Source organism: Humibacillus xanthopallidus, assembly GCF_006717145.1.
Classification (GTDB): domain Bacteria; phylum Actinomycetota; class Actinomycetes; order Actinomycetales; family Dermatophilaceae; genus Humibacillus; species Humibacillus xanthopallidus.
This window is the reverse complement of the sequence record NZ_VFQF01000002.1, coordinates 1,361,046-1,380,339: the sequence shown is the minus strand read 5'-3', so window position 1 is coordinate 1,380,339 and position 19,294 is coordinate 1,361,046. Positions and strand designations below refer to the sequence as shown.

The 19,294-nt window shown below is 70.2% G+C and carries 18 protein-coding genes; 10 read left to right on the top strand and 8 right to left on the bottom strand.

From position 1 onward, the window contains the following. Window positions 1–87: 87 nt before the first annotated feature. The 6 genes from FHX52_RS17065 to FHX52_RS17040 all read right to left on the bottom strand — a co-directional run bounded on the left by FHX52_RS17065 (window position 88) and on the right by FHX52_RS17040 (window position 4,694). Entirely contained in the window at window positions 88–693 is a 606-nt protein-coding gene (locus FHX52_RS17065) for a DUF1349 domain-containing protein (protein WP_141823482.1), read from the bottom strand. A 112-nt stretch (window positions 694–805) separates the two neighbouring features. Continuing rightward, on the bottom strand, window positions 806–1,336 hold the full coding sequence (locus FHX52_RS17060) for a hypothetical protein (RefSeq protein WP_185747341.1): 531 nt from the start codon (window positions 1,334–1,336) through the stop codon (window positions 806–808). Window positions 1,337–1,370: 34 nt separating this feature from the next. After that, window positions 1,371–1,814, bottom strand: a complete 444-nt coding sequence (locus tag FHX52_RS17055) for a hypothetical protein (protein WP_141823480.1) — start codon at window positions 1,812–1,814, stop codon at window positions 1,371–1,373. Window positions 1,815–2,147: 333 nt separating this feature from the next. Further along, window positions 2,148–3,233, bottom strand: coding sequence for a redox-regulated ATPase YchF (gene ychF / locus FHX52_RS17050; RefSeq protein WP_141823479.1), 1,086 nt, complete (start codon window positions 3,231–3,233; stop codon window positions 2,148–2,150). 68 nt (window positions 3,234–3,301) lie between these two features. Continuing rightward, a complete protein-coding gene (locus FHX52_RS17045; RefSeq protein WP_141823478.1) occupies window positions 3,302–3,838 on the bottom strand; it encodes a histidine phosphatase family protein in 537 nt (178 codons plus the stop codon). A 4-nt stretch (window positions 3,839–3,842) separates the two neighbouring features. Beyond that, complete coding sequence (locus FHX52_RS17040; RefSeq protein WP_141823477.1) at window positions 3,843–4,694, bottom strand: thioesterase family protein; 852 nt, start codon at window positions 4,692–4,694, stop codon at window positions 3,843–3,845. Window positions 4,695–4,786: 92 nt separating this feature from the next. Here FHX52_RS17040 and FHX52_RS17035 point away from each other — a divergent pair, with 92 nt between their 5' ends. After that, window positions 4,787–6,049: a DNA recombination protein RmuC gene (locus FHX52_RS17035; RefSeq protein WP_141823476.1), complete on the top strand. Its 1,263-nt coding sequence runs from the start codon at window positions 4,787–4,789 to the stop codon at window positions 6,047–6,049. A gap of 115 nt (window positions 6,050–6,164) precedes the next feature. Continuing rightward, window positions 6,165–7,889: a substrate-binding domain-containing protein gene (locus FHX52_RS17030; protein ID WP_141823475.1), complete on the top strand. Its 1,725-nt coding sequence runs from the start codon at window positions 6,165–6,167 to the stop codon at window positions 7,887–7,889. Window positions 7,890–7,942: 53 nt separating this feature from the next. Here the strand turns inward: FHX52_RS17030 and FHX52_RS17025 are convergent, their stop codons facing one another. After that, window positions 7,943–8,977 (bottom strand): 4-hydroxy-3-methylbut-2-enyl diphosphate reductase, encoded by a 1,035-nt coding sequence (locus tag FHX52_RS17025; RefSeq protein WP_141823474.1) that lies wholly within the window; start codon window positions 8,975–8,977, stop codon window positions 7,943–7,945. Between the two features lie 123 nt (window positions 8,978–9,100). On the opposite strand from FHX52_RS17025, the gene xseA reads away from it, so the two are divergent. Together xseA and FHX52_RS17015 are read left to right on the top strand one after the other, a co-directional pair. Beyond that, entirely contained in the window at window positions 9,101–10,444 is a 1,344-nt protein-coding gene (gene xseA, locus FHX52_RS17020) for an exodeoxyribonuclease VII large subunit (RefSeq protein WP_141823765.1), read from the top strand. 10 nt (window positions 10,445–10,454) lie between these two features. Then, the gene (locus FHX52_RS17015) at window positions 10,455–10,769 is read left to right on the top strand and encodes an exodeoxyribonuclease VII small subunit (RefSeq protein ID WP_141823473.1); all 315 of its coding nucleotides are present in this window, start codon (window positions 10,455–10,457) and stop codon (window positions 10,767–10,769) included. 222 nt (window positions 10,770–10,991) lie between these two features. On the opposite strand, the gene FHX52_RS17010 is transcribed toward FHX52_RS17015, so the two are convergent. Beyond that, window positions 10,992–11,579 (bottom strand): DUF4245 domain-containing protein, encoded by a 588-nt coding sequence (locus FHX52_RS17010; protein WP_141823472.1) that lies wholly within the window; start codon window positions 11,577–11,579, stop codon window positions 10,992–10,994. A gap of 104 nt (window positions 11,580–11,683) precedes the next feature. Here FHX52_RS17010 and glpX point away from each other — a divergent pair, with 104 nt between their 5' ends. From glpX to FHX52_RS16980, 6 genes are all read left to right on the top strand, one after another. Continuing rightward, window positions 11,684–12,676: a class II fructose-bisphosphatase gene (gene glpX / locus FHX52_RS17005; RefSeq protein WP_141823471.1), complete on the top strand. Its 993-nt coding sequence runs from the start codon at window positions 11,684–11,686 to the stop codon at window positions 12,674–12,676. Window positions 12,677–12,686: 10 nt separating this feature from the next. Next, entirely contained in the window at window positions 12,687–13,628 is a 942-nt protein-coding gene (locus FHX52_RS17000; RefSeq protein WP_141823470.1) for a PfkB family carbohydrate kinase, read from the top strand. 206 nt (window positions 13,629–13,834) lie between these two features. Beyond that, window positions 13,835–15,565, top strand: a complete 1,731-nt coding sequence (locus FHX52_RS16995; RefSeq protein ID WP_141823469.1) for a substrate-binding and VWA domain-containing protein — start codon at window positions 13,835–13,837, stop codon at window positions 15,563–15,565. A gap of 250 nt (window positions 15,566–15,815) precedes the next feature. Then, a complete protein-coding gene (locus FHX52_RS16990; protein WP_185747340.1) occupies window positions 15,816–17,174 on the top strand; it encodes an ABC transporter substrate-binding protein in 1,359 nt (452 codons plus the stop codon). Next, the gene (locus FHX52_RS16985) at window positions 17,171–18,325 is read left to right on the top strand and encodes a carbohydrate ABC transporter permease (RefSeq protein ID WP_342777962.1); all 1,155 of its coding nucleotides are present in this window, start codon (window positions 17,171–17,173) and stop codon (window positions 18,323–18,325) included. Before FHX52_RS16990 ends, FHX52_RS16985 begins: the two co-directional genes overlap by 4 nt. Next, entirely contained in the window at window positions 18,322–19,185 is an 864-nt protein-coding gene (locus FHX52_RS16980) for a carbohydrate ABC transporter permease (RefSeq protein ID WP_221630626.1), read from the top strand. The genes FHX52_RS16985 and FHX52_RS16980 overlap by 4 nt, the downstream gene beginning before the upstream one ends. The last annotated feature ends 109 nt before the right edge of the window (window positions 19,186–19,294 follow it).

The following is a 19,294-nucleotide window of genomic DNA, read 5'->3' as shown; positions in this document are numbered from 1 at the left end:
GCCGCGTCTCGCTGCCACTTCCAGACCACGACCACACGGGGCCCGGCGCCAGAGGAGAAGGTCCCTGAGGCCGCCGCGAGGGACGGCTCAGTGCAGGGAGGTGTCGGGCTCACCCGCGCAGTAGCCGGTGAAGGTGACCACGAGGCCTGAGCGGGTCGGGGACGCGCAGTAGAGACCCGCGGAGACGGCCACGTCGGGGTCGAGGTGGGCGACGCGGACCAGACGCCACGGCTCCCCGTCGACGCGCGCCCGGACGGTCACGGCGTCGCCGCTGCGGCTGGCGCGGACCGTCACCTCGCGCCCAGCCCACTCGGGGACGGGGGCGACCGACCAGTCGGAGGTGCCGTGCGTGACCACGGCCCCCACCTGCGGCAGACCGTCGGACACCTCGACGCCGGCCTTGATCCACTCGCTCGCCGACTCGCGGACGAGCAGGCCCGCCTGGTCGAACTGTTGGTCGTAGTCGAGCGTGAACGAGACCTCGATGGCGGAGTCCGTCGACATCGGAGCGATGAGCGCGTGCTCCGTCTCGTGCACGAAGCCGTATGCCGTGTGCCGCCACGCGTCGCTCCCTCGGGCCGCGGTGACGTGAAGTGCACCCGCGCCCCACTCGACATGGACAGGGTGGGTGGTCCACGTGCCGAGGGCTGCGAGGGTCTCCAGATCGAGAATGGTGGCATTGCCGGGCGTCATCGTCTCCCTCTCGTCAGGTCGCTCAGCGGCGGCCGGCCACATGGTCCAGGAACGATCCTGCTGAACGCAGACGGGATGTGCCAGTGGCCTCCGCCGCCAGAGCTCAGATCGGCTATACGCCGGCGAAGATGGCGAGCCAGAGCAGCAGCACTGAGAGGCCGGCCAGGGAGAGGGAGACCAGGCCGAGAATCGGTCGTCGCTTCTCCGTGCGGTCCAGGACGATCGAGATCACTGCGACTGCGATCGCGGGAGTTGCCGGCACCAACGGGATCAGCGCCTCCTCCAGCCCCGGGGCGTAGTCGGCTCGAATCCGGGAGTCGCCGATCCCGACAAGCATCATCGGCACCCAGTAGCAGGCCATGAACACGGCCAAGCCGAGGGCGACGTTGCCCCAGGCGCGATAGCGGAGCGAAGGGGCCGGGACCCACGAGACGCCGTTCCACCACGCCTGCCCGTCCGCGCTCAGGTGCGGCGCGGGCACCCACGCGTAGCCGTTCCAGAGCCTCGGGACGCCGGCGCTCGTGACGAGGGGCGGTTCACGGGACTCAAGCTCTCTCCGAGCCGCATCCTCCGCCCGGGGCTCCCGATGCCCGCTCCCCCCGCGAGCCCGCGGCGGATAGGGACTCGGGTACTGGTAGGTCATGCCCGTCACCCCTCGACGCCTGTGCCGTCAGCAGTCACCTCGTGGAGGCCTTGATCAGCCCGGCGAGGAACGCTTCCGCTTCAGGTTGGGAGCGGCTCACCACGAGAGCGATGGTGTCGTGGCCGGGCCAGACCATGGCCGCCCTCGCCTCACCGTCCACGGTGACGTGAGCGGCACCGACCCACTGTCCTGCGACGGTCAGCTCGCTGAACTCCGGGACGGCTGACCCCACGGCCCAAAGGAGCAGGCCCTCGACGAACTGCGGGCGCTGGAGGTCGCCCGCGGCCGCCATGTCGACCTGGAGGAGCAGGAGGTTGAGCACGTGCTCGCCGTCCTTGAGCACCCGGTGGTCGGAGTGCCCCGTCACGAATCCCGGAGTCGACTGGTTGATCGAGTCGACGAGAGCCTGGGTCATCCCCGGGAGGGCGCTGCCCGCCTCGATGTCACCGTAGGCATAGCCCGGAACCGCCGGGGGCACAGGGGAACTGGTCGAAGTCGGTGACGTCGGCGAGGAGGTTGACGTCGGAACGGTTACGGTCGTCGCCGTCGCCGTGGTCGGCGCGCCCCCCGCCGAGCCCGGCCCGGCGCTGCCGCACGCACCGAGGACGGCCACGAGGATTCCCGCTGTGACAGTCGCTGCAGCCTGCGTCGGTTTTCGCAGTTCGCTCGTCATGGCCGCCTCCCAGACCGTTGCCCTCGACCCTGGTTCGACGCTATGAGGGCGGCAAGGCGGCCCGGAAGAGTCCTTGGTCCCCCTCACGCCATCGTGCGACCTCCGGGTGCGGCTACGACGCGGCTACGACGCAGCTCCTCAGACGTTGAAGCGGAACTCCACGACGTCGCCGTCGCTCATCACGTAGTCCTTGCCCTCGATGCGCACCTTGCCGGCGGCCTTGGCCGCGGCCATCGACCCGGCGGCGACGAGGTCGTCGAAACTGACGACCTCGGCCTTGATGAAGCCGCGCTGGAAGTCGGTGTGGATCACGCCGGCAGCCTGGGGCGCGGTCCAGCCCTTGCCGATCGTCCAGGCCCGCGACTCCTTGGGGCCGGCCGTCAGGTACGTCTGCAGCCCGAGGGTGTGGAAGCCCTGACGGGCGAGCTGGTCGAGGCCCGACTCCTCGGCGCCGAAGCTCTGGAGCAGCTCGAGCGCCTCGTCGGGCTCCATGTCCATGAGGTCCATCTCGAGCTTGGCGTTGAGGAAGACCGAGTCGGCCGGTCCTGCGAGCTCGCGGAGCGAGGTCTGCAGGTCGGCGTCGGCGAGCTGGTCCTCGTCGAGGTTGAAGACGTAGATGAACGGCTTCGTCGTCAGCAGCCCCAGCCCCTTCGCCTCGGTCAGGTCGACCCCGGCAGCCGGCCCGGCGGCATACAGCGTGTGGCCCTCCTCGAGGACCTTCTGCGCGGCGACGGCGTTGTCGAGGACCGCCTTCTTGTCCTTGTTGATCCGCGCCTCCTTCTCGAGGCGGGGCACGGCCTTCTCGAGAGTCTGGAGGTCGGCGAGGATGAGCTCGGTGTGGATCGTCTCGATGTCGCTGGCGGGGCTGACCTTGCCGTCGACGTGCACGACGTCGCCGTCCTCGAAGGCGCGCACGACCTGGCAGATGGCGTCGGCCTCGCGGATGTTGGCGAGGAACTTGTTGCCGAGCCCCTCCCCCTCGCTCGCGCCGCGCACGATGCCGGCGATGTCGACGAAGCTCACCGTCGCGGGCAGGATCTTCTCGGAGCCGAAGATGCCGGCGAGCACCTTCAGGCGCGGGTCGGGCAGCGGGACGACGCCGACGTTCGGCTCGATCGTCGCGAACGGGTAGTTCGCGGCGAGCACGTTGTTCTTGGTCAGCGCGTTGAAGAGGGTCGACTTGCCGACATTGGGGAGCCCGACGATTCCGATGGTGAGTGCCACGAGGACAAGAGTTTAGTGGCGTTCGCGCCCCTCGCCGACCACGCTCCGGTATGCCGCCCGCCCGGCACTCACGTCAGGGTCCACTCCCAGCCCGGTTGCCAGTCGAACGGGGCGGCGACCGCTGCGGCCAGCGGCGTGCCGTCGAGGAGGTGCTGCAGGGCCCACCGGTTCGCGGAGTGGGCCACGAGCAGGACCTGGCCACCCGCGAACTCGGACCTGATCTCGTCGAGCAGGTCGCGGGTCTGGTGGAGGACCTGCGTGTAGCTCTGCCCGCCCGGGAACGGCTCGTCGAGGTGGCGCAGGCGCACCCGATCGAGGTCGGTCACGCGGCACCCGTTGAGCTCGCCGTAGTCGCACTCGCGCAGGCGGGCGTCCTGCCGGACGGGGACGTCGGAGCCCGCGAAGGCGATGGCCACCGTCTCGACAGCGCGGGCGAGATCGGAGACGAGCACGGCGGCATACCCCTCGGGTCGTCGTCGCTCGCCGAGCAGCACTGCCTCGCGACGGCCTCGCGCGGAGAGCCGGCCGGGCAGCCAGCCGGTGGCGACGCCCTGCTCGTTGTCCTCGGTCGTCGCGTGGGTCTCGTAGGTCAGCCGGACGGCCACCGGCTCAGCCGGTGCGACCGGTGGAGAGGCGGACCCCGCAGAGCTGGCGCGACTGGGCGACGAGCGCTCCGGTGCTGTCCCAGATGCTTGCGTCCTCCTCCATCATTCCGCCGCCGACGTTCTCGCTCGAGAGCGACACCTGCAGCCAGCCAGGGGCGGGGCGCCGGCGGATGTGGCCCGTGAACTCCAGCGTCGGGGTCCAGCCGAGGATGCCGAGGTCGAAGGCCACTGGTGGCAGCGCGTCGAGCGCCATCATGAGCAGCGTCGTGTCGGGCTCGCGAGCGTCCTTGAGGCGCAACCAGCCTCGGATGACTCCCTTCATCGACGGCTTGCCGAGGGCCCAGCCGGCGGTGGCCGGGTCGAGGCGCAGGTCCAACCGCTCGAGGAAGCGCATGTTGGCGAGGAACTCCGGTGGAGCCTGCTCCGACGACACGCACTGCTCCGGCGGCGGCATGTCGGGCGGGGTCGACTGCTTGAACGTGTCGACCTGCTCGAGGTTGCCGAAGGAGGCAATGGCGCGCATCCGCTCGACAGGAACGCCGTCGGGGCCCGCCTGGCTCAGTGAGATCTGCCCGGTGGAGAGCATCCGGCCGCAGCGCATGACATCGGTCGCGACGGTGAACGGCCCGGGCGCCGAAGCCGTCATGAAGTAGGCGGACATGACGACGGGGTCGCTGTGCTTCGTCTCCTCGGCCGGGTCGACGGCCAGGTGCTGCCCGAGCGCCTGGAGACCGGTCGCCATGACGAGGCCGCCGTTGACGGCGTTGCCGATCATCCAGTCCTCGGTGAAGGTGCCGGTCCTGCGGGTGGGGTCTTCGCCCGGCTCGAGCCGGATCGCCTCGTCGTACTCGCTCACGGGCTAGGTCTAGCAGACGTCTCGTCACGGACGGGGACCGAGCCCGCGTGTGGCTCCCGCGCGTTGTCGGTGGGGTCTGCGACGGTTGCCCCATGGATGCGACCGCGCTGCTCATCGGGCTCCTCGTCGGGGCCGTCCTCGGCGCGGTCGTCGCCGGCCTGTGGGCTCGCTCCAGCCTCCTCGGCCGGTCAGCGGCCGCCGAGGCCGAGCGCGACGTGCTCCGCGAGCGCGTCGGCGACCTCGAGGCCAGCCGAGCCGGCGAGGCGGAGACCGCGGCGCTGCTCGCTCCCCTGCGCGACACCATCGGCCGCGTCGAGCGCCAGGTCGGCACCCTCGAGCGCGACCGCGTGCAGCAGTTCGGCCAGCTCGGCGAGCGCCTCACCGAGGTGAGCCGGTCGACCGAGTCGCTGCGCTCCGAGACCGCGACCCTCGCCACGGCCCTCAACGCCTCGACGGTACGCGGCGCCTGGGGCGAGGTGCAGCTGCGCCGCGTCCTCGAGCTCTCGGGGCTCCTCGCCCGCTGCGACTTCGACGAGCAGGTGACGCGAGTCAGCCGCCACGGCGCCACCGTGCGACCCGACGCCGTCATCAACCTGCCCGGCGGCCGCAACGTCGTCGTCGACAGCAAGGCGCCGATGTCGCACTTCCTCCAGGCGCACGGCGACACGGTGTCGGAGCTCGAGCGCGGCGAGCTGCTCGCCGCACACGCGACCGCGATGCGTCGTCACGTCGAGAGTCTCGCGGGCAAGGCCTACTGGACCGCGTTCACCCGCTCACCCGAGGTCGTCGTCTGCTTCGTGCCGGGCGAGGCCATCCTCGCCACCGCGCTCGCGGACGATCCCGGCCTCTACGAGCACGCCCTCTCGCGCAAGGTCGTGCTCGCCTCGCCCGGCACGCTCTATGCCGTGCTGCGCACCGTCGGCGCCATCTGGCAGCAGGACGCCCTCGAGCAGAACGCCCGCGAGCTGCTCGCCATCGGGCAGGAGCTGCACGCTCGCCTCTCGACCCTCGGGGGCCACGTCACGGCGATGGGCCAGTCGCTCACCCGCTCGGTCGAGCAGTACAACCGCTTCGTCGGCACGCTTGAGTCCCGGGTGCTCGTCACCGCCCGACGCATGCACGAGCTGCACCTGACGAGCGAGCGACCGCCCACCCTCGCCCCCCTCGAGGTCGCCCCCCGCTCTCCCAGCGCGCCGGAGCTGACCGGCGAGCTGGAGTCGGCACCGCAGCACGACAGCAGCCTCGACGACGCGCTCGACGACGGGTTCGGACGGGAGGCCCGCGACACGGCATACCTCGAGGGTGAACGTCCGGGAGGCGGGCCCGGCCAGCACCGGGAGGCCGCCGGGGCGTGACTTCGCGCTGGGCTGCGTGAACGGTCAGGACACCGCCCGGAGTGGCCTTCGCCACTTCGGAGTGGACACTCACGCGACCACAACGGACAATACGCCGCGTGAGATTGGGTAGAGCATGACCGGGGTTGGGGGTCCGGGTCCGGAAGGTCAGCACGTTCCGCCGCCGAGCAGCACCGGCAGGCGGATCGGTCCGTACGAGCAGAGCCTCATCGACTCGCGTGAGCGGGTGGAGGCGCAGGCCAGGGAGCGAGCCCGTCGGCAACGCCGCACGCGGACGCTCGCCGCGGTCCTCGTGGCGGTCCTCGTCGCCGGCGCCGGGTATGCCGCATGGCGCATCGTCGGACAGCGTGACGTCGCGACCTCGGTGCCCGAGTCAGCCGCCCAGCCCACGTCGTGCGCCGAGCCGACCACCGTGCGACTCGCCGTTGCGCCGGCCGTGGCACCCGTCGTCGCAGCCGCGGCCGAGGCCCTGAGCAAGCACCCTGACGGACCCTGCGCGGCCTACGACATCGAGCCCGCCCAGGCGTATGCCGTAGCCGGCTCGCTCAGCGGTTCGGCCGTGCCGGACGGCTGGGTCACGGACTCGCTCGGTCTCCTCGACCGCGTCGAGCAGACCTCCGGCACGAAGCTGACGGCGACCGAGCCCTTCGCCTCGACCGGTCTCGTCGTGGCCATGCCCGCTGCGGCCGCTGACGCGGTGGGCGACGACCTCAGCTGGGCACGCCTGCTCACGACCTCGACGCCGGTGCGCGTGCCGGACCCCAACCGCACGACGATCGGGCGCCTCGCGCTCGGTGCCGCGGCCTCGACCCTCGACGACGCGAAGCTGCGGGCCGCGATCTCCGGCAGCGCCAAGGGCGGCAGCGCCAATGTCTCGCTCGACGGGCTCGCCACCTCGCCGCAGCCCGTCGGCGCCGTCGTGACCGAGGCCGAGGTGAGCGCGTGGAACGCCGCCCACCCCGAGGAGGCCCTCACCGCGATCGCCCCGCGAGAAGGTTCCGCCGCCGTCGCGTACTCCCTGATCCCCGTCGCCACCACGTCCGCCGTCCGCTCGCTCGTCACCGAGCTCGGCGACTACCTCAAGAGCGACGAGGCTCGAACCCTCCTGCAGGACAGTGGTTTCCGTATGCCGTCCGGTGGCGACGCGAAGGCGCCCACCCCGCTCATCGGCACCGTCTCCATCGCGGCCGCACCGAGCCCGGCCGCCATCGCCAAGGCGACGGCGGCATGGAACGCCAGCGCCCCGAGCGCCCAGACGCTGCTCGCCCTCGACGTGTCGGGCTCGATGCTGGAACGCACCAAGCAGGGCACCCGGCTCGCCGTCGTGCAGCGCGCGACGGTGCGGGCCCTAGGTGCTGCGGCACCGCAGACCCGCACCTCGCTGTGGGCCTACTCCCAGCACATCGGCACGAAGGGCGATGACCAGAAAGAGCTCGTCGGCTACGGCACGCTCGGCGACCCGGCCCAGCTGGCCGCGATCGAGAAGTCGCTCGGCGGGCTCAACAAGATGGTCGGCGGGGGCAGCGGGCTCTACGACACCGTCGCCGCCGCATACGACCGGGCCAAGGGCACCTACGCCGCAGGGCACACCAACTCCGTCGTCATCGTGGCCGACGGCCCGAACGAGGACGACTACGGCCTGTCGCTCGACCTGCTCAAGCAACGCCTCGCAGCTGCCAAGGACCCGGCCCGGCCGGTGCGCGTCGTCATCATCGGTCTCGGGACCTCCGTCGACGAGAAGACGATGAAGGACATCGCCGCCACCGCAGGCGGCACCTACCTCGCGGCGCCCACGGTCGACGACCTCGAGCCGGTGCTGCTCCAGGCCCTCGGGGGCTGAGGCGCCAGTCGGGCTCGGGGGCGCTGCGGACCGGCGCCCGCCCGGCGAGGTCGTCAGTGCAGCGAGCCGGCGTCCTCGAAGGAGCCGTCGTGGCGCAGGGTGGCCGCGTCCTCACCCTTGCGGGCCTTGAGGTCGCGGCGCAGCTCGGTCGGCAGGGAGAAGAGCAGTGACTCCTCCGCGGCGATGACGGCCTCGACCTCGCCGTAGCCGCGCTCGGCCAGCCAGGTGAGCACGTCGCGCACGAGGACCTCGGGCACGCTGGCGCCGGAGGTGACGCCCACGGTGGAGACACCTTCGAGCCAGGCCTCGTCGATCTCGTCGGCGAAGTCCACGAGGTGACCGTCGCGGGCGCCGTGCTCGACGGCCACCTCGACGAGGCGCACCGAGTTCGACGAGTTGCGCGAGCCGACGACGATCATGAGGTCGGTGTCCTTCGCCATCTGCTTGACGGCGAGCTGACGGTTCTGGGTGGCGTAGCAGATGTCGTCGGACGGGGGGCTCTGCAGCGCGGGGAACTTCTCCTTGAGGCGCGCGACCGTCTCCATCGTCTCGTCGACCGAGAGGGTGGTCTGCGACAGCCACACGACCTTCTCGGGGTCGCGCACGGTGACGTTGTCGACGTCGTCGGGCCCGTCGACGAGCGTGATGTGCTCGGGAGCCTCACCGGCCGTGCCGACGACCTCCTCGTGGCCCTCGTGGCCGATGAGCAGGATGTCGAAGTCGTCGTCGGCGAAGCGCACGGCCTCGCGGTGCACCTTCGTCACGAGCGGGCACGTCGCGTCGATGGTCTTGAGGCTGCGGGCCTTCGCCTCCTCGTGCACCACCGGAGCCACACCGTGGGCGGAGAAGATGACCGTGGCACCCTCGGGCACCTCGTCGGTCTCGTCGACGAAGATCGCGCCACGCTTCTCGAGCGTGGTCACGACGTGCTTGTTGTGCACGATCTGCTTGCGGACGTAGACGGGCGGGCCGTAGAGCTCGAGCGCCTTCTCGACGGTCACGACGGCCCGGTCGACACCCGCGCAGTAGCCGCGCGGCGCCGCGAGGAGGACCTTCTTGACGGACGTCTGGTCGGCGGTGTGGCTCATGGGCCCATCGTACGGGGCGGGTGACCGGCTCCCGGTCCCCGCTTGCCTCCAGCCACGGGGCTGTTCGGCGAACGAGCCTCGCGGCGCACGGACTGCGTGGCGCATAAGGTGACGCGCGTGAGCATGACGAGCCCGCTGCCCGACAAGGCCGCCGACACCACGGCCGAGCAGCCATGGCCGGTGCGGGTGCTCAGCCTCAAGATCAGCGACTACGTCGACCGGATGAGCCAGCTCTGGGTCGAGGGCCAGGTCGTGCAGTTCAACCCGCGCGGCGGCACGGCGTTCCTCACGCTGCGTGACCCCGACGTCGACATGTCACTGTCGGTCTCGGTGCCGATGAACGCCGTCAACGCGATGCCGATCCCCCTCGCGCAGGGCTCGCGGGTGGTGCTCCAGGCCAAGCCCACCTTCTGGACCAAGCGCGGCACCCTCCAGCTCGAGGCGCGCCAGATCCGCCCCGTCGGCATCGGCGACCTGCTCGCCCGGGTCGAGATCCTCAAGCGCACCCTCGCCGCCGAGGGGGTGTTCGACGCCGAACGCAAGCGCCGGATCCCCTTCCTGCCCAAGCGGGTCGGGCTCGTGACCGGCCGCAGCTCCGCTGCCGAGAAGGACGTCGTCGAGAACGCCCGCCGGCGCTGGCCGGCAGTGCGCTTCGAGATCCGCGAGGTCGCCGTTCAGGGCACGAACGCCGTGACCGAGGTCATCGAGGCCCTTCGCGAGCTGGACGCGCACCCCGAGGTCGAGGTCATCGTCATCGCCCGCGGCGGCGGTGCGCTCGAGGAGCTGCTGCCGTTCTCCAACGAGGCCATGGTGCGCGCCGTCGCTGCAGCACGCACCCCGGTCATCAGCGCCATCGGCCACGACGTCGACCAGCCGCTGCTCGACCTCGTCGCCGACTGGCGAGCCTCGACCCCCACCGATGCCGGCAAGAAGGTCGTGCCGGACGCCCAGCGCGAGCTCGCCCTCGTCGATGGCGGCCGCGACCGCCTCCGCCGCGCCCTCGGCCGGCGCCTCGAGACCGAGCGGGCGGGCCTGCGAGCGCTCGTCAGCCGGCCCGTCATGGCCGACCCCGTCGCCCTCGTGCGGGTGCGGCGCGAGGAGATCGCCACCCTGCGCAGCCACGCCTCGATGCGTCTCGAGACCCGGCTCCACCGTGCGGGCGACGAGGCCGAGCACCTCCGGCGTCAGGTCGTCGCCCTCTCGCCGCAGTCGACCCTCGAGCGGGGGTATGCCGTCGTGCAGCATCGCGACGGACGCATCGTCATGGACCGCGACGAGGTCGGCATCGGCGAGCTGCTGCGGGTACGGGTCGCGCGCGGCGACTTCGGTGTGCGCCCCGTCAGCGACGGCATCGACGACGACCCGGCAGCCGACGCTGCCGACCCACCTGCCAAGCCCGCGCCGAGACGCCGGGCACCCCGCACTGCTAAGGCCACCGCGCGCCCGACGACGAAGAAGTCGTCGTAGGGTGGCGGCCATGCCCGACCCCGCCCACCCGACCGATGCGTCGCCGTCCGCCACCGGGGCGACCGGTGGCACCGAGGTCTCCTTCCCCGACATCGCCGGGATGCGCTACGAGGACGCCCGCGAGGAGCTCGTCTCGATCGTCTCCCGGCTCGAGACCGGCCAGGCCCCGCTCGAGGACTCGATGCAGCTCTGGCGACGCGGTGAGGCGCTCGCCGCGCACTGCAGCCGGTGGCTCGACGACGCTCAGACCGAGATCGAGCAGGCCACCCGTCCCGCGCCGGCGGCAGCCCTGCACGCCGACGACGAGATCTTCGACGAGTCCTGAGCGGCCTCGGCCGACACTTGGGCGATCTGCGGGCGGATCAACTCGGGTGCGGTGCTGTCGAGGCGACACCAAAGACCAGTTGATCCACCAGCTGATCGCGCGCCAAGCCCCCACCGGGATCAACTGGCGGATCAACTCGGATGCGGTGCTCTCCAGGCGACACCAGAGACCAGTTGATCCACCAGCTGATCGCTCCGAGCCCCGGTCTCCCGGCCTTCCTGGTCAGGAAGCGGACGGAGTGACCGGCTTGAGCGCCGCGACGAAGGTCTTGAGCTCGTCCTCGCTCGCGTTCGTCGTCGCGACGAGGGTCAGGCCGCCCGAGGCGGAGGGGCGCACGACGTAGCTGACCTGCGAGGTGCGCCCACCGGCATACCGCTCGAGGGTGCGCCCGCCGACGGTGACGGTGCCGGCAGCGGGGTTGTCGGTGACCGAGGTCGAGACCCACGTGTCGGTCGGCGCCGCGGCCTGCTTGAAGGCGATGTCGCCACCGGTCGGCGTCTTCCAGACCGTCGTGAAGGTGGGCACCTTGTCGGTGCCGGGGGCGTAGGTGGCCGTCGTCGGCACCCAACCCGAGCCGAGACCGGTCGGCAGCTCGATCGGCCAGCTCGTCTGGGCGGCGACGGCCGACGCCTTGCCCGCGGCGTCGACGGCAGGGCGTTCGACCTCGTTCATGCGCGGCACGATCGCGACGAGCACGAGCAGGAAGAAGCCGATGACGAGGAGCGAGCGCAGCATGTTGGGCATCGAGCCCAACGAGTAGCGGCTCGCGGGGGCTGCGGGCGGGGGCGCAGAGCTGCCCGGTGCGGTCATGGCCCCATCGTCCCCCGCCGCCGGACGCGCGTCCAAACCGCCTCTGCCGTCCCGCTAGGCTGTCGCCCACTCGCGACAGTGCAACGAAGCCTACGGAGGACTCGATGAAGCACAGCCAGCCCGACCGCAACCTCGCTCTCGAGCTGGTGCGGGTCACCGAGGCGGCCGCGATGGCCGGAGGCCGATGGGTCGGTCGCGGAGAGAAGAACAAGGCCGACGGCGCCGCCGTCGAGGCGATGCGCGCCATGATCTCCACCGTCAGCATGAACGGCATCGTCGTCATCGGTGAGGGCGAGAAGGACAACGCCCCGATGCTCTACAACGGCGAGCACGTCGGTGACGGCACGGGCCCCGAGGTCGACGTGGCCGTCGACCCGATCGACGGCACGACCCTCACGGCCAAGGGCATGAACAACGCGGTGGCCGTCATGGCCGTCGCCAACCGGGGCGCGATGTACGACCCGTCCGCCGTCTTCTACATGGACAAGATCGCCACCGGCCCCGAAGCCGCCGACGTCGTCGACATCCGGCTGCCCGTCGCCGAGAACATCCGGCGGATTGCCAAGGCCAAGAAGGAGACTCCCGCCGACGTCACGGTCGTCATGCTCGACCGGCCGCGCCACGACGGGCTGGCGCAGCAGATCCGCGACACCGGCGCCCGCATCCGCTACATCGTCGACGGCGACGTCGCCGGCGCCGTCATGGCCGCCCGGCCCAACACCGGCGTCGACCTGCTCCTCGGCATCGGCGGCACCCCCGAGGGCATCATCGCCGCGTGCGCCATCAAGTGCACCGGTGGCGTCATCCAGGGCAAGCTGTGGCCCAAGGACGACGAGGAGCGCCAGCGCGCGCTCGACGCCGGCCACGACCTCGACCGCGTGCTCTCGACCGACGACCTCGTCGTCGGCGACTGCTTCTTCGTCGCGACGGGCATCACCGACGGCGAGCTGCTGCGCGGTGTGCGCTACGGCGCGAAGTCGGCCCGCACCAACTCGCTCGTCATGCGCTCACGCAGCGGCACCATCCGCACGATCGACAGCGAGCACCGCTTCGACCGGCCCGGCTGGTTCGGCAGCACCGACATGATCGAGCCCTGAGAGAGGCGCCATGAGCACCGTTCCCGTGCGCACCCTCGTCATCGGCGAGGCCCTCGTCGACGCAGTGACCGACGCGTCGGGCACCGTGACCGAGCACGTCGGCGGCAGCCCCGCCAACGTCGCCTTCGGGCTCGCGGCGCTCGACCACCCGGTCGACCTCGCGACGTGGATCGCGACCGACGAGCGCGGCCGTCGCATCGAGGCCGTTTGCCGTGAGCGCGGGGTCGCCCTGACCCCCGGCTCCCAGGACGCGCCCTTCACGACCGTCGCCCACGCCACGCTCGACGCGAGCGGGGCGGCGACCTACGTCTTCGACCTCGACTGGCGGCTGGCGCCGATCGCCGACCTCACGGCATACGGCCACGTGCACACGGGGAGCATCGCCGCCGTGCTCGAGCCCGGCGGTGCGGACGTGCGTGCCGCCTTGGCCGCCGCCCGGGCGACCGGGGCCACCGTCTCCTACGACCCCAACGCCCGACCGAGCCTCATGGGAGCACCTGCCGACGCGCGGCGGCTCATCGAGGAGGCCGTCGCGAGTGCCGACGTCGTGAAGCTGAGCGATGAGGACATCGAGTGGCTCTGCCCCGGCGAGGCGCTCGAGGACGTCATCGCGGCGTGGGGCACCCTCGGCCCGGCGCTGATCGTCGTCACCCGCGGCGGCGCGGGTGCGGTCGTCAGCGTGCCGGCGACCGGTGAGGTGGAGTCGCTGCCGGCCCCCGCCGTCGACGTCGTCGACACCGTCGGCGCCGGCGACTCCTTCATGGCCGGGCTCGTCTCGGGGCTGCTCGACGCCGGCCTGCTCGGAGGATCCGCGCAGCGGGAGTCACTGCGGGCAGCCGCCCTCGCCGACGTCGCACCCGCCGTGCGGCGCGCCCTGCGCACCGGCGCGCTCACCGTCGAGCGGGCCGGGGCACACGCCCCGCACCGGGCAGACCTGGCCGAGACCGGCTGACCCCGACCGAAGCCCGCGCAACGCCCTGCTCCAGCGCCCTGGATGAGAGAGTGCTGGAGGTCTTCTCTGCGCGTGCTGCACAATTCGGGCATTCGACAGAACGGTCAGGGGTCAGGCACCATTCTGCGCGGCCCGCCGGGTACCTTTCACCGGTGGATCATCCTGACGCCCCGGGCTGCCGGGGAGTCCACATGTGAGGAACCCCGTTGACCAGCCCCACCCCTCCACAGCGCCCGGTCGGCCCCTACGAGAAGAGTCTCGTCGAGAGCCGTGCCGCGCGAAAGGCTCTCGAGGCCAGGATCGCCGCGCGGCGCCGCAACCGCGTCATCGCGTCGGTCCTGGGCGTCGTGCTGCTCGTCGGCGCCGGAGTCGGCGGCGCGATCTGGTGGACGGGCCGCGACTCGGCGATCCCCCTGTCCGCCCTCCCGTCGGTCACCGGCAAGTCCTGCCCCGACCGCACCCCCGTGACGCTCTGGGTGTCAGAGGCCGCGCAGCCGGCGACCCTCGCGCTCGCCAAGCAGTACCAGGCCGACCCGTCGTCGCCCTGCGTCGACTACCTCGTCAAGGGCAAGTCGCCGATCGAGGCCATGATCGGCCTCGGCCAGGGCCAGCCCGACCGTCCCGACGGCTGGATCCCCGACTCCCCCCGCTGGGTCGAGCGGGTCAACCAGACGGCCAGGATCAACGCCAAGCTGGCCCAGCCCTTCGCGAAGAGCCCGCTCGTCATCGCGATGGACCCGAAAGAGGCGAAGTCCCTCGGCGCCCAGCCGCAGTGGCTCGACCTCGTCGCCTCCGACTCGCCGATCCGCCTCAGCGACCCGCGCACGACGACGGCCGGCATGCTCACCCTGGCCTCGGCCCTGCCGCAGCTGAGCGCAGAGCAGGGTCGCACCGTGATCCCCACGCTCGCCAAGGGCGCTGCCGCGTCCGTCGACGACCTGTTCGCCACGTACAACGAGAGCCCGGACAAGGCGCAGGCCTTCCCGGTCGCCGAGGCCGACCTCATCGACCACAACCGGCTCTACCCCGACCACAAGATGGTGTCCGTGACACCGGTCGAGGGCACCCCGGCCTTCGAGTTCTCGCTCGTCAACGTCGCCACCGACCCGGTGCGCGACCAGGCGGTCGAGCTGCTCCGCGCCTACCTCCAGTCCCCGGAGGCAGCCCGCATCTTCTCGCAGTTCGGCATCCGCTCCACCTCGGTGCCGGTGACGATGCCCACCCCGCAGGGCAGCATCGGTGAGGTCAAGGTGGGTCCGCAGCCCGACGCGCCGACCGTCGCCAAGGCCACCGACACCTGGCAGTCCGCCACGACCGACTTCTCGCTCCTCGCCGTGTTCGACGTCTCTGGCTCGATGAACGACAAGGTGGGCAACACGACCCGTGTCGCCATCACCCAGGAGGCCGCCGGTATCGCGCTCTCGGCGCTGCCCCCGAGCACGAAGCTCGGGCTCTGGTTCTTCTCGATCGGCATCGGTGCCGGAGGCGCCGACTACAAGCAGGTGGCACCCATCGGCCGCCTCGACGACCCGGCGCACCGCGCCCAGGTCGCTGCAGGCGCGGCAGCGCTCAGCAAGAACGTCGGAGGCGGGACGGGGCTCTACGACACGATCTGGGCGGCCTACCAGACCGCGATCAAGAACTATGACCCCGACCGCGTCAACGCCGTCGTCGTCATGACCGACGGGCGCAACGACGACCCGAACGGCATCTCCCTCGAGCAGCTCAAGGCCAACCTGCGCGGGGCCAGCGACCCGACGAAGCCGATCGCGATCACGACCATCGGCATCGGGCCGGACGTTGACCCCAAGGCGCTGACGGCCATCTCCCGGATGACCTACTCCGACTTCTACTCGGCGCCGAGCCCCGGCGACATGACGACGGTGCTGGCGCGGGCCCTCTTCGACCACGAGTGCAAGGACGGTCGCTGCGTCTGAGCGGGTATGGCACCTGCGCAATGCAGTTCGTCCCTTTTCACCCCGTCTCACGGCAGGATGAGTACCAGCGGGCGCGCCCGCTTGGTGCCCGCTTGGAGTCCGTTCCTGCCCGAAGGTCACGTGCTGGTCACTGTCGCGGGTCCGTCACTGGACCGGCCCCCGGTGACGCGGTAGGAATGATCCAGTCCACGTGACCCTGGTCACGTTGATCGGTGGGGATCGACGCACAACTCAACGACGAGGAGCGACCATGAGTGGAATTCCCAGACGTGCACTGAGGGCTGGAGGGGTGGTCGCCGCCGCGGCTCTCGTGCTCACCGGCTGTCTCCAGAACCCGAATGCCGGCGCAGGCGGCGGAGGCGGTGGCGCCGGCGGCGGCTTCATCGTCGGTGGCACGGCCCCCAACGACAAGGTCGTGACGATCCTCGGCGCCTTCGGCGGCGACGAGGAGAAGAACTTTAACGCGTCCCTGGCCGACTTCGAGAAGACGACCGGCATCAAGATCCAGTACACGTCCGACCAGGACTTCACGACGACCATCAAGCAGAAGGTCAACTCGGGCGACGCCCCCGACATCGGCCTCTTCCCGCAGCCGGGCGGCATGCTCGAGTTCGCGAGCCAGAAGAAGGTCTGGCCGATCGACACCTACCTCGACTACGACAAGCTCCAGGGCACGCTGCTGCCCGGCTTCCTCGACGCCGGCCGCTACAAGGGACGCGTCTACGGCGCCCCCATGCGCAACGCCGTCAAGAGCATCGTCTGGTACCCCAAGGCGGCCTACGAGAAGGCCGGCTACTCGACCTCGCCGACCTCCATCCAGGACCTCCAGAAGAACGTCGCCGACAAGATCGCGGCGACCGGCGTCACCCCGTGGTGCATCGGCTGGGAGTCCGCCCAGGCCACCGGCTGGGTGGGCACCGACTGGGTCGAGGAGCTCATGCTGCGCATGTACGGCCCGACCGTCTACGACGACTGGACCTCGCACCGCATCCCCTTCAACGACCCGCGGGTCGTCAAGGCCCTCGACGAGGCCGCCAAGTTCAACAAGGACCCGAAGATGGTCCTCGGCGGCACCAAGGGCGTTCTCAACACGGCGTTCGCGGACGCCATGACGCCCGCCTTCTCGAACCCGCCGAAGTGCTACCTGCACCGTCAGGGCAACTTCGCCACGACCTTCTACCCCAAGAACGTCCAGGCGGACCTCGACAACCAGGTCGGCATCTACGTCTTCCCGAAGTTCGAGGGCGGCTACGACGGCCAGGCGATCCTCGGTGGCGGTGACCTCGCGGCGCTCTTCAACGGCACCGACCCCGACGCCCAGAAGGTCATGCAGTTCCTGACCTCCGACAAGTTCGGTGGCCCGTGGGCCAAGGCCGGCGGCTGGCTCTCGCCGCACAAGACCTTCGACACGAGCAACTACCCCAACGAGACGACGAAGAAGATCGCCGAGATCGCCAACAAGGCGAGCGTCCTGCGCTTCGACGGATCGGACCTCATGCCCAAGGCAGTGGGCTCCGGCACCTTCTGGACCGAGATGGTCAAGTGGGAGAACGGCCAGTCCTCGCAACAGACCGCTGACAACATCGAAGCCTCCTGGCCGAAGTCATGACCGCCGACACCAGCGCGGCAGCGCCGCGCCAGAAGATGCGGGTCGACGATCCGGGGGCGAGCCTGCGCGCCCACCCCGCGCGGATCGCCATCGGTCTCGTCGGGATGCTCGCAGTCGTGTGGCTGCTCGGGAACATGTTCCTCGCGTTCGGCTACTACCCGGAGAAGTTCGGCAGCAAGTTCGTCATCGCCATCCTCGCCATCGTCGGTGGGGTGGGCGGCGCGGCGCTGCTCTTCTACTTCCTCAACATGTTCGTCGAGGGCCTCCCCCGACGTCTGTCCGAGGGCGTCATCCCCTACGCCTTCGTCCTGCCGGGGCTCCTGCTCGTCGGGCTGATGCTCATCTACCCGACCTTCCAGACGATCAACTACTCGTTCGCGAACTCCGACAGCACCGCCTACGTCGGATTCCAGAACTACAAGACGATCTTCAGCGACCCTGAGTTCTGGCAGTCCGTCTTCAACAACATCCTGTGGTTGATCATCGTGCCGGCGGCGGTCGTCGCGTTCGGCGTCATGGTCGCGGTGCTCGCGGACAAGCTCTCGGCAACCGGTGAGAAGGTCGCCAAGAGCATGATCTTCCTGCCCATGGCCATCTCGGCTGTCGGCGCCTCGGCCATCTGGCTGCTCGTCTACGCCTACAACAACCCCGGGCAGGCGCAGACCGGCCTGCTCAACGCCATCTGGGTGGGGCTGGGCGGACAGCCGCAGACCTGGCTCGCCATCGACACCCTCAAGCTCAACTCGATCCTGCTCATGGTCATCCTCATCTGGCTGCAGGTCGGGTTCGCGATGGTCCTGCTCAGCTCGGCCATCAAGGGTGTCCCCGAGGACACCGTGGAGGCTGCCCGCATCGACGGTGCGAACGAGGTCCAGATCTTCTGGCGGGTCATCATCCCCCAGATCAAGGGCACGATCATCACGGTCTTCGTGACGGTCTTCATCATGGTGCTCAAGATCTTCGACATCGTCTACGTCACCACCAATGGCGCCTACGGCACCAACGTCATCGCGAACCTCTTCTTCAACAAGCTGTTCGCGGCGAGCGAAGCCGGGCAGGCGACGGCCATCGTCGTCGTGCTCCTCATCGCAGTCACCCCGCTCATCTGGTACCAGATCAAGCACTTCCGCGACGAGGAGGCCGGCCGATGAGCCGCAAGCTGATGAAGGACGGGCGTCCACGGAGCCCGTTCTCGATCGTGACCATGACGATCCTCGCGATCATCTGGACGATCCCCACGCTGGGGTTGCTCGTCACGTCGTTCCGCACCCGTGACGACGCGGCGACCTCGGGCTGGTGGACGGCGTTCTTCAACCCGTTCAGCGCGCAGTGGACGACGAGCAACTACCAGGGCGCCTGGACCGGGGCCGACCTCAGCTCGGGCTTCATCAACAGCATCGTCGTCGCCATCCCGGCGACGGTCATCCCGATCATGTTCGCGGCCTTCGCCGCCTACGCCTTCACCTTCATGGACTTCCCCTTCAAGGAGTTCTTCTTCCTGCTCATCATCGCCGTCATGGTGGTCCCCATCCAGGTGGCCTTCCAGCCGATGCTCAACATCCTCGGCCCGCGCGGTCTCGGCATCAGTGGTCAGTACATCGCGGTGTGGTTGCTCCACACCGGGTTCGGCATGCCACTGTGCATCTACACGCTGCGCAACTACATGAGCACCCTGCCGCGCAGTGTCGTCGAGTCGGCCAAGATCGACGGGTGCAGCCACTTCCAGACGTTCTGGAGGCTCGTCGCGCCGATGTCGATCCCCGCCATCGCGGCGTTCGCCACCCTGCAGTTCCTCTGGGTCTGGAACGACCTGCTCATCGCCAAGCTCTTCCTCAAGAGCGAGAACACGACGGTGATCGTCAAGCTCCAGCAGCTGCTCGGCACGCAGGGCCAGGGCCAGGAGCTCCTCACGGCCGGCGCGTTCATCACGATCATCGTCCCGATGATCGTCTTCGTGACGCTCCAGCGGTTCATGATCCGCGGAATGACCTCGGGCGCCGTCAAGGGCTGACCGCCTGGCGTCCGAAGGCCCGTCCGCGGACCTGCGACTCGTCCCCTCCCAGCCGTTCACTAGGCTGGGAGGGGACTGTCGTATGCCGCGGGGCTCGGCGGCATACGGC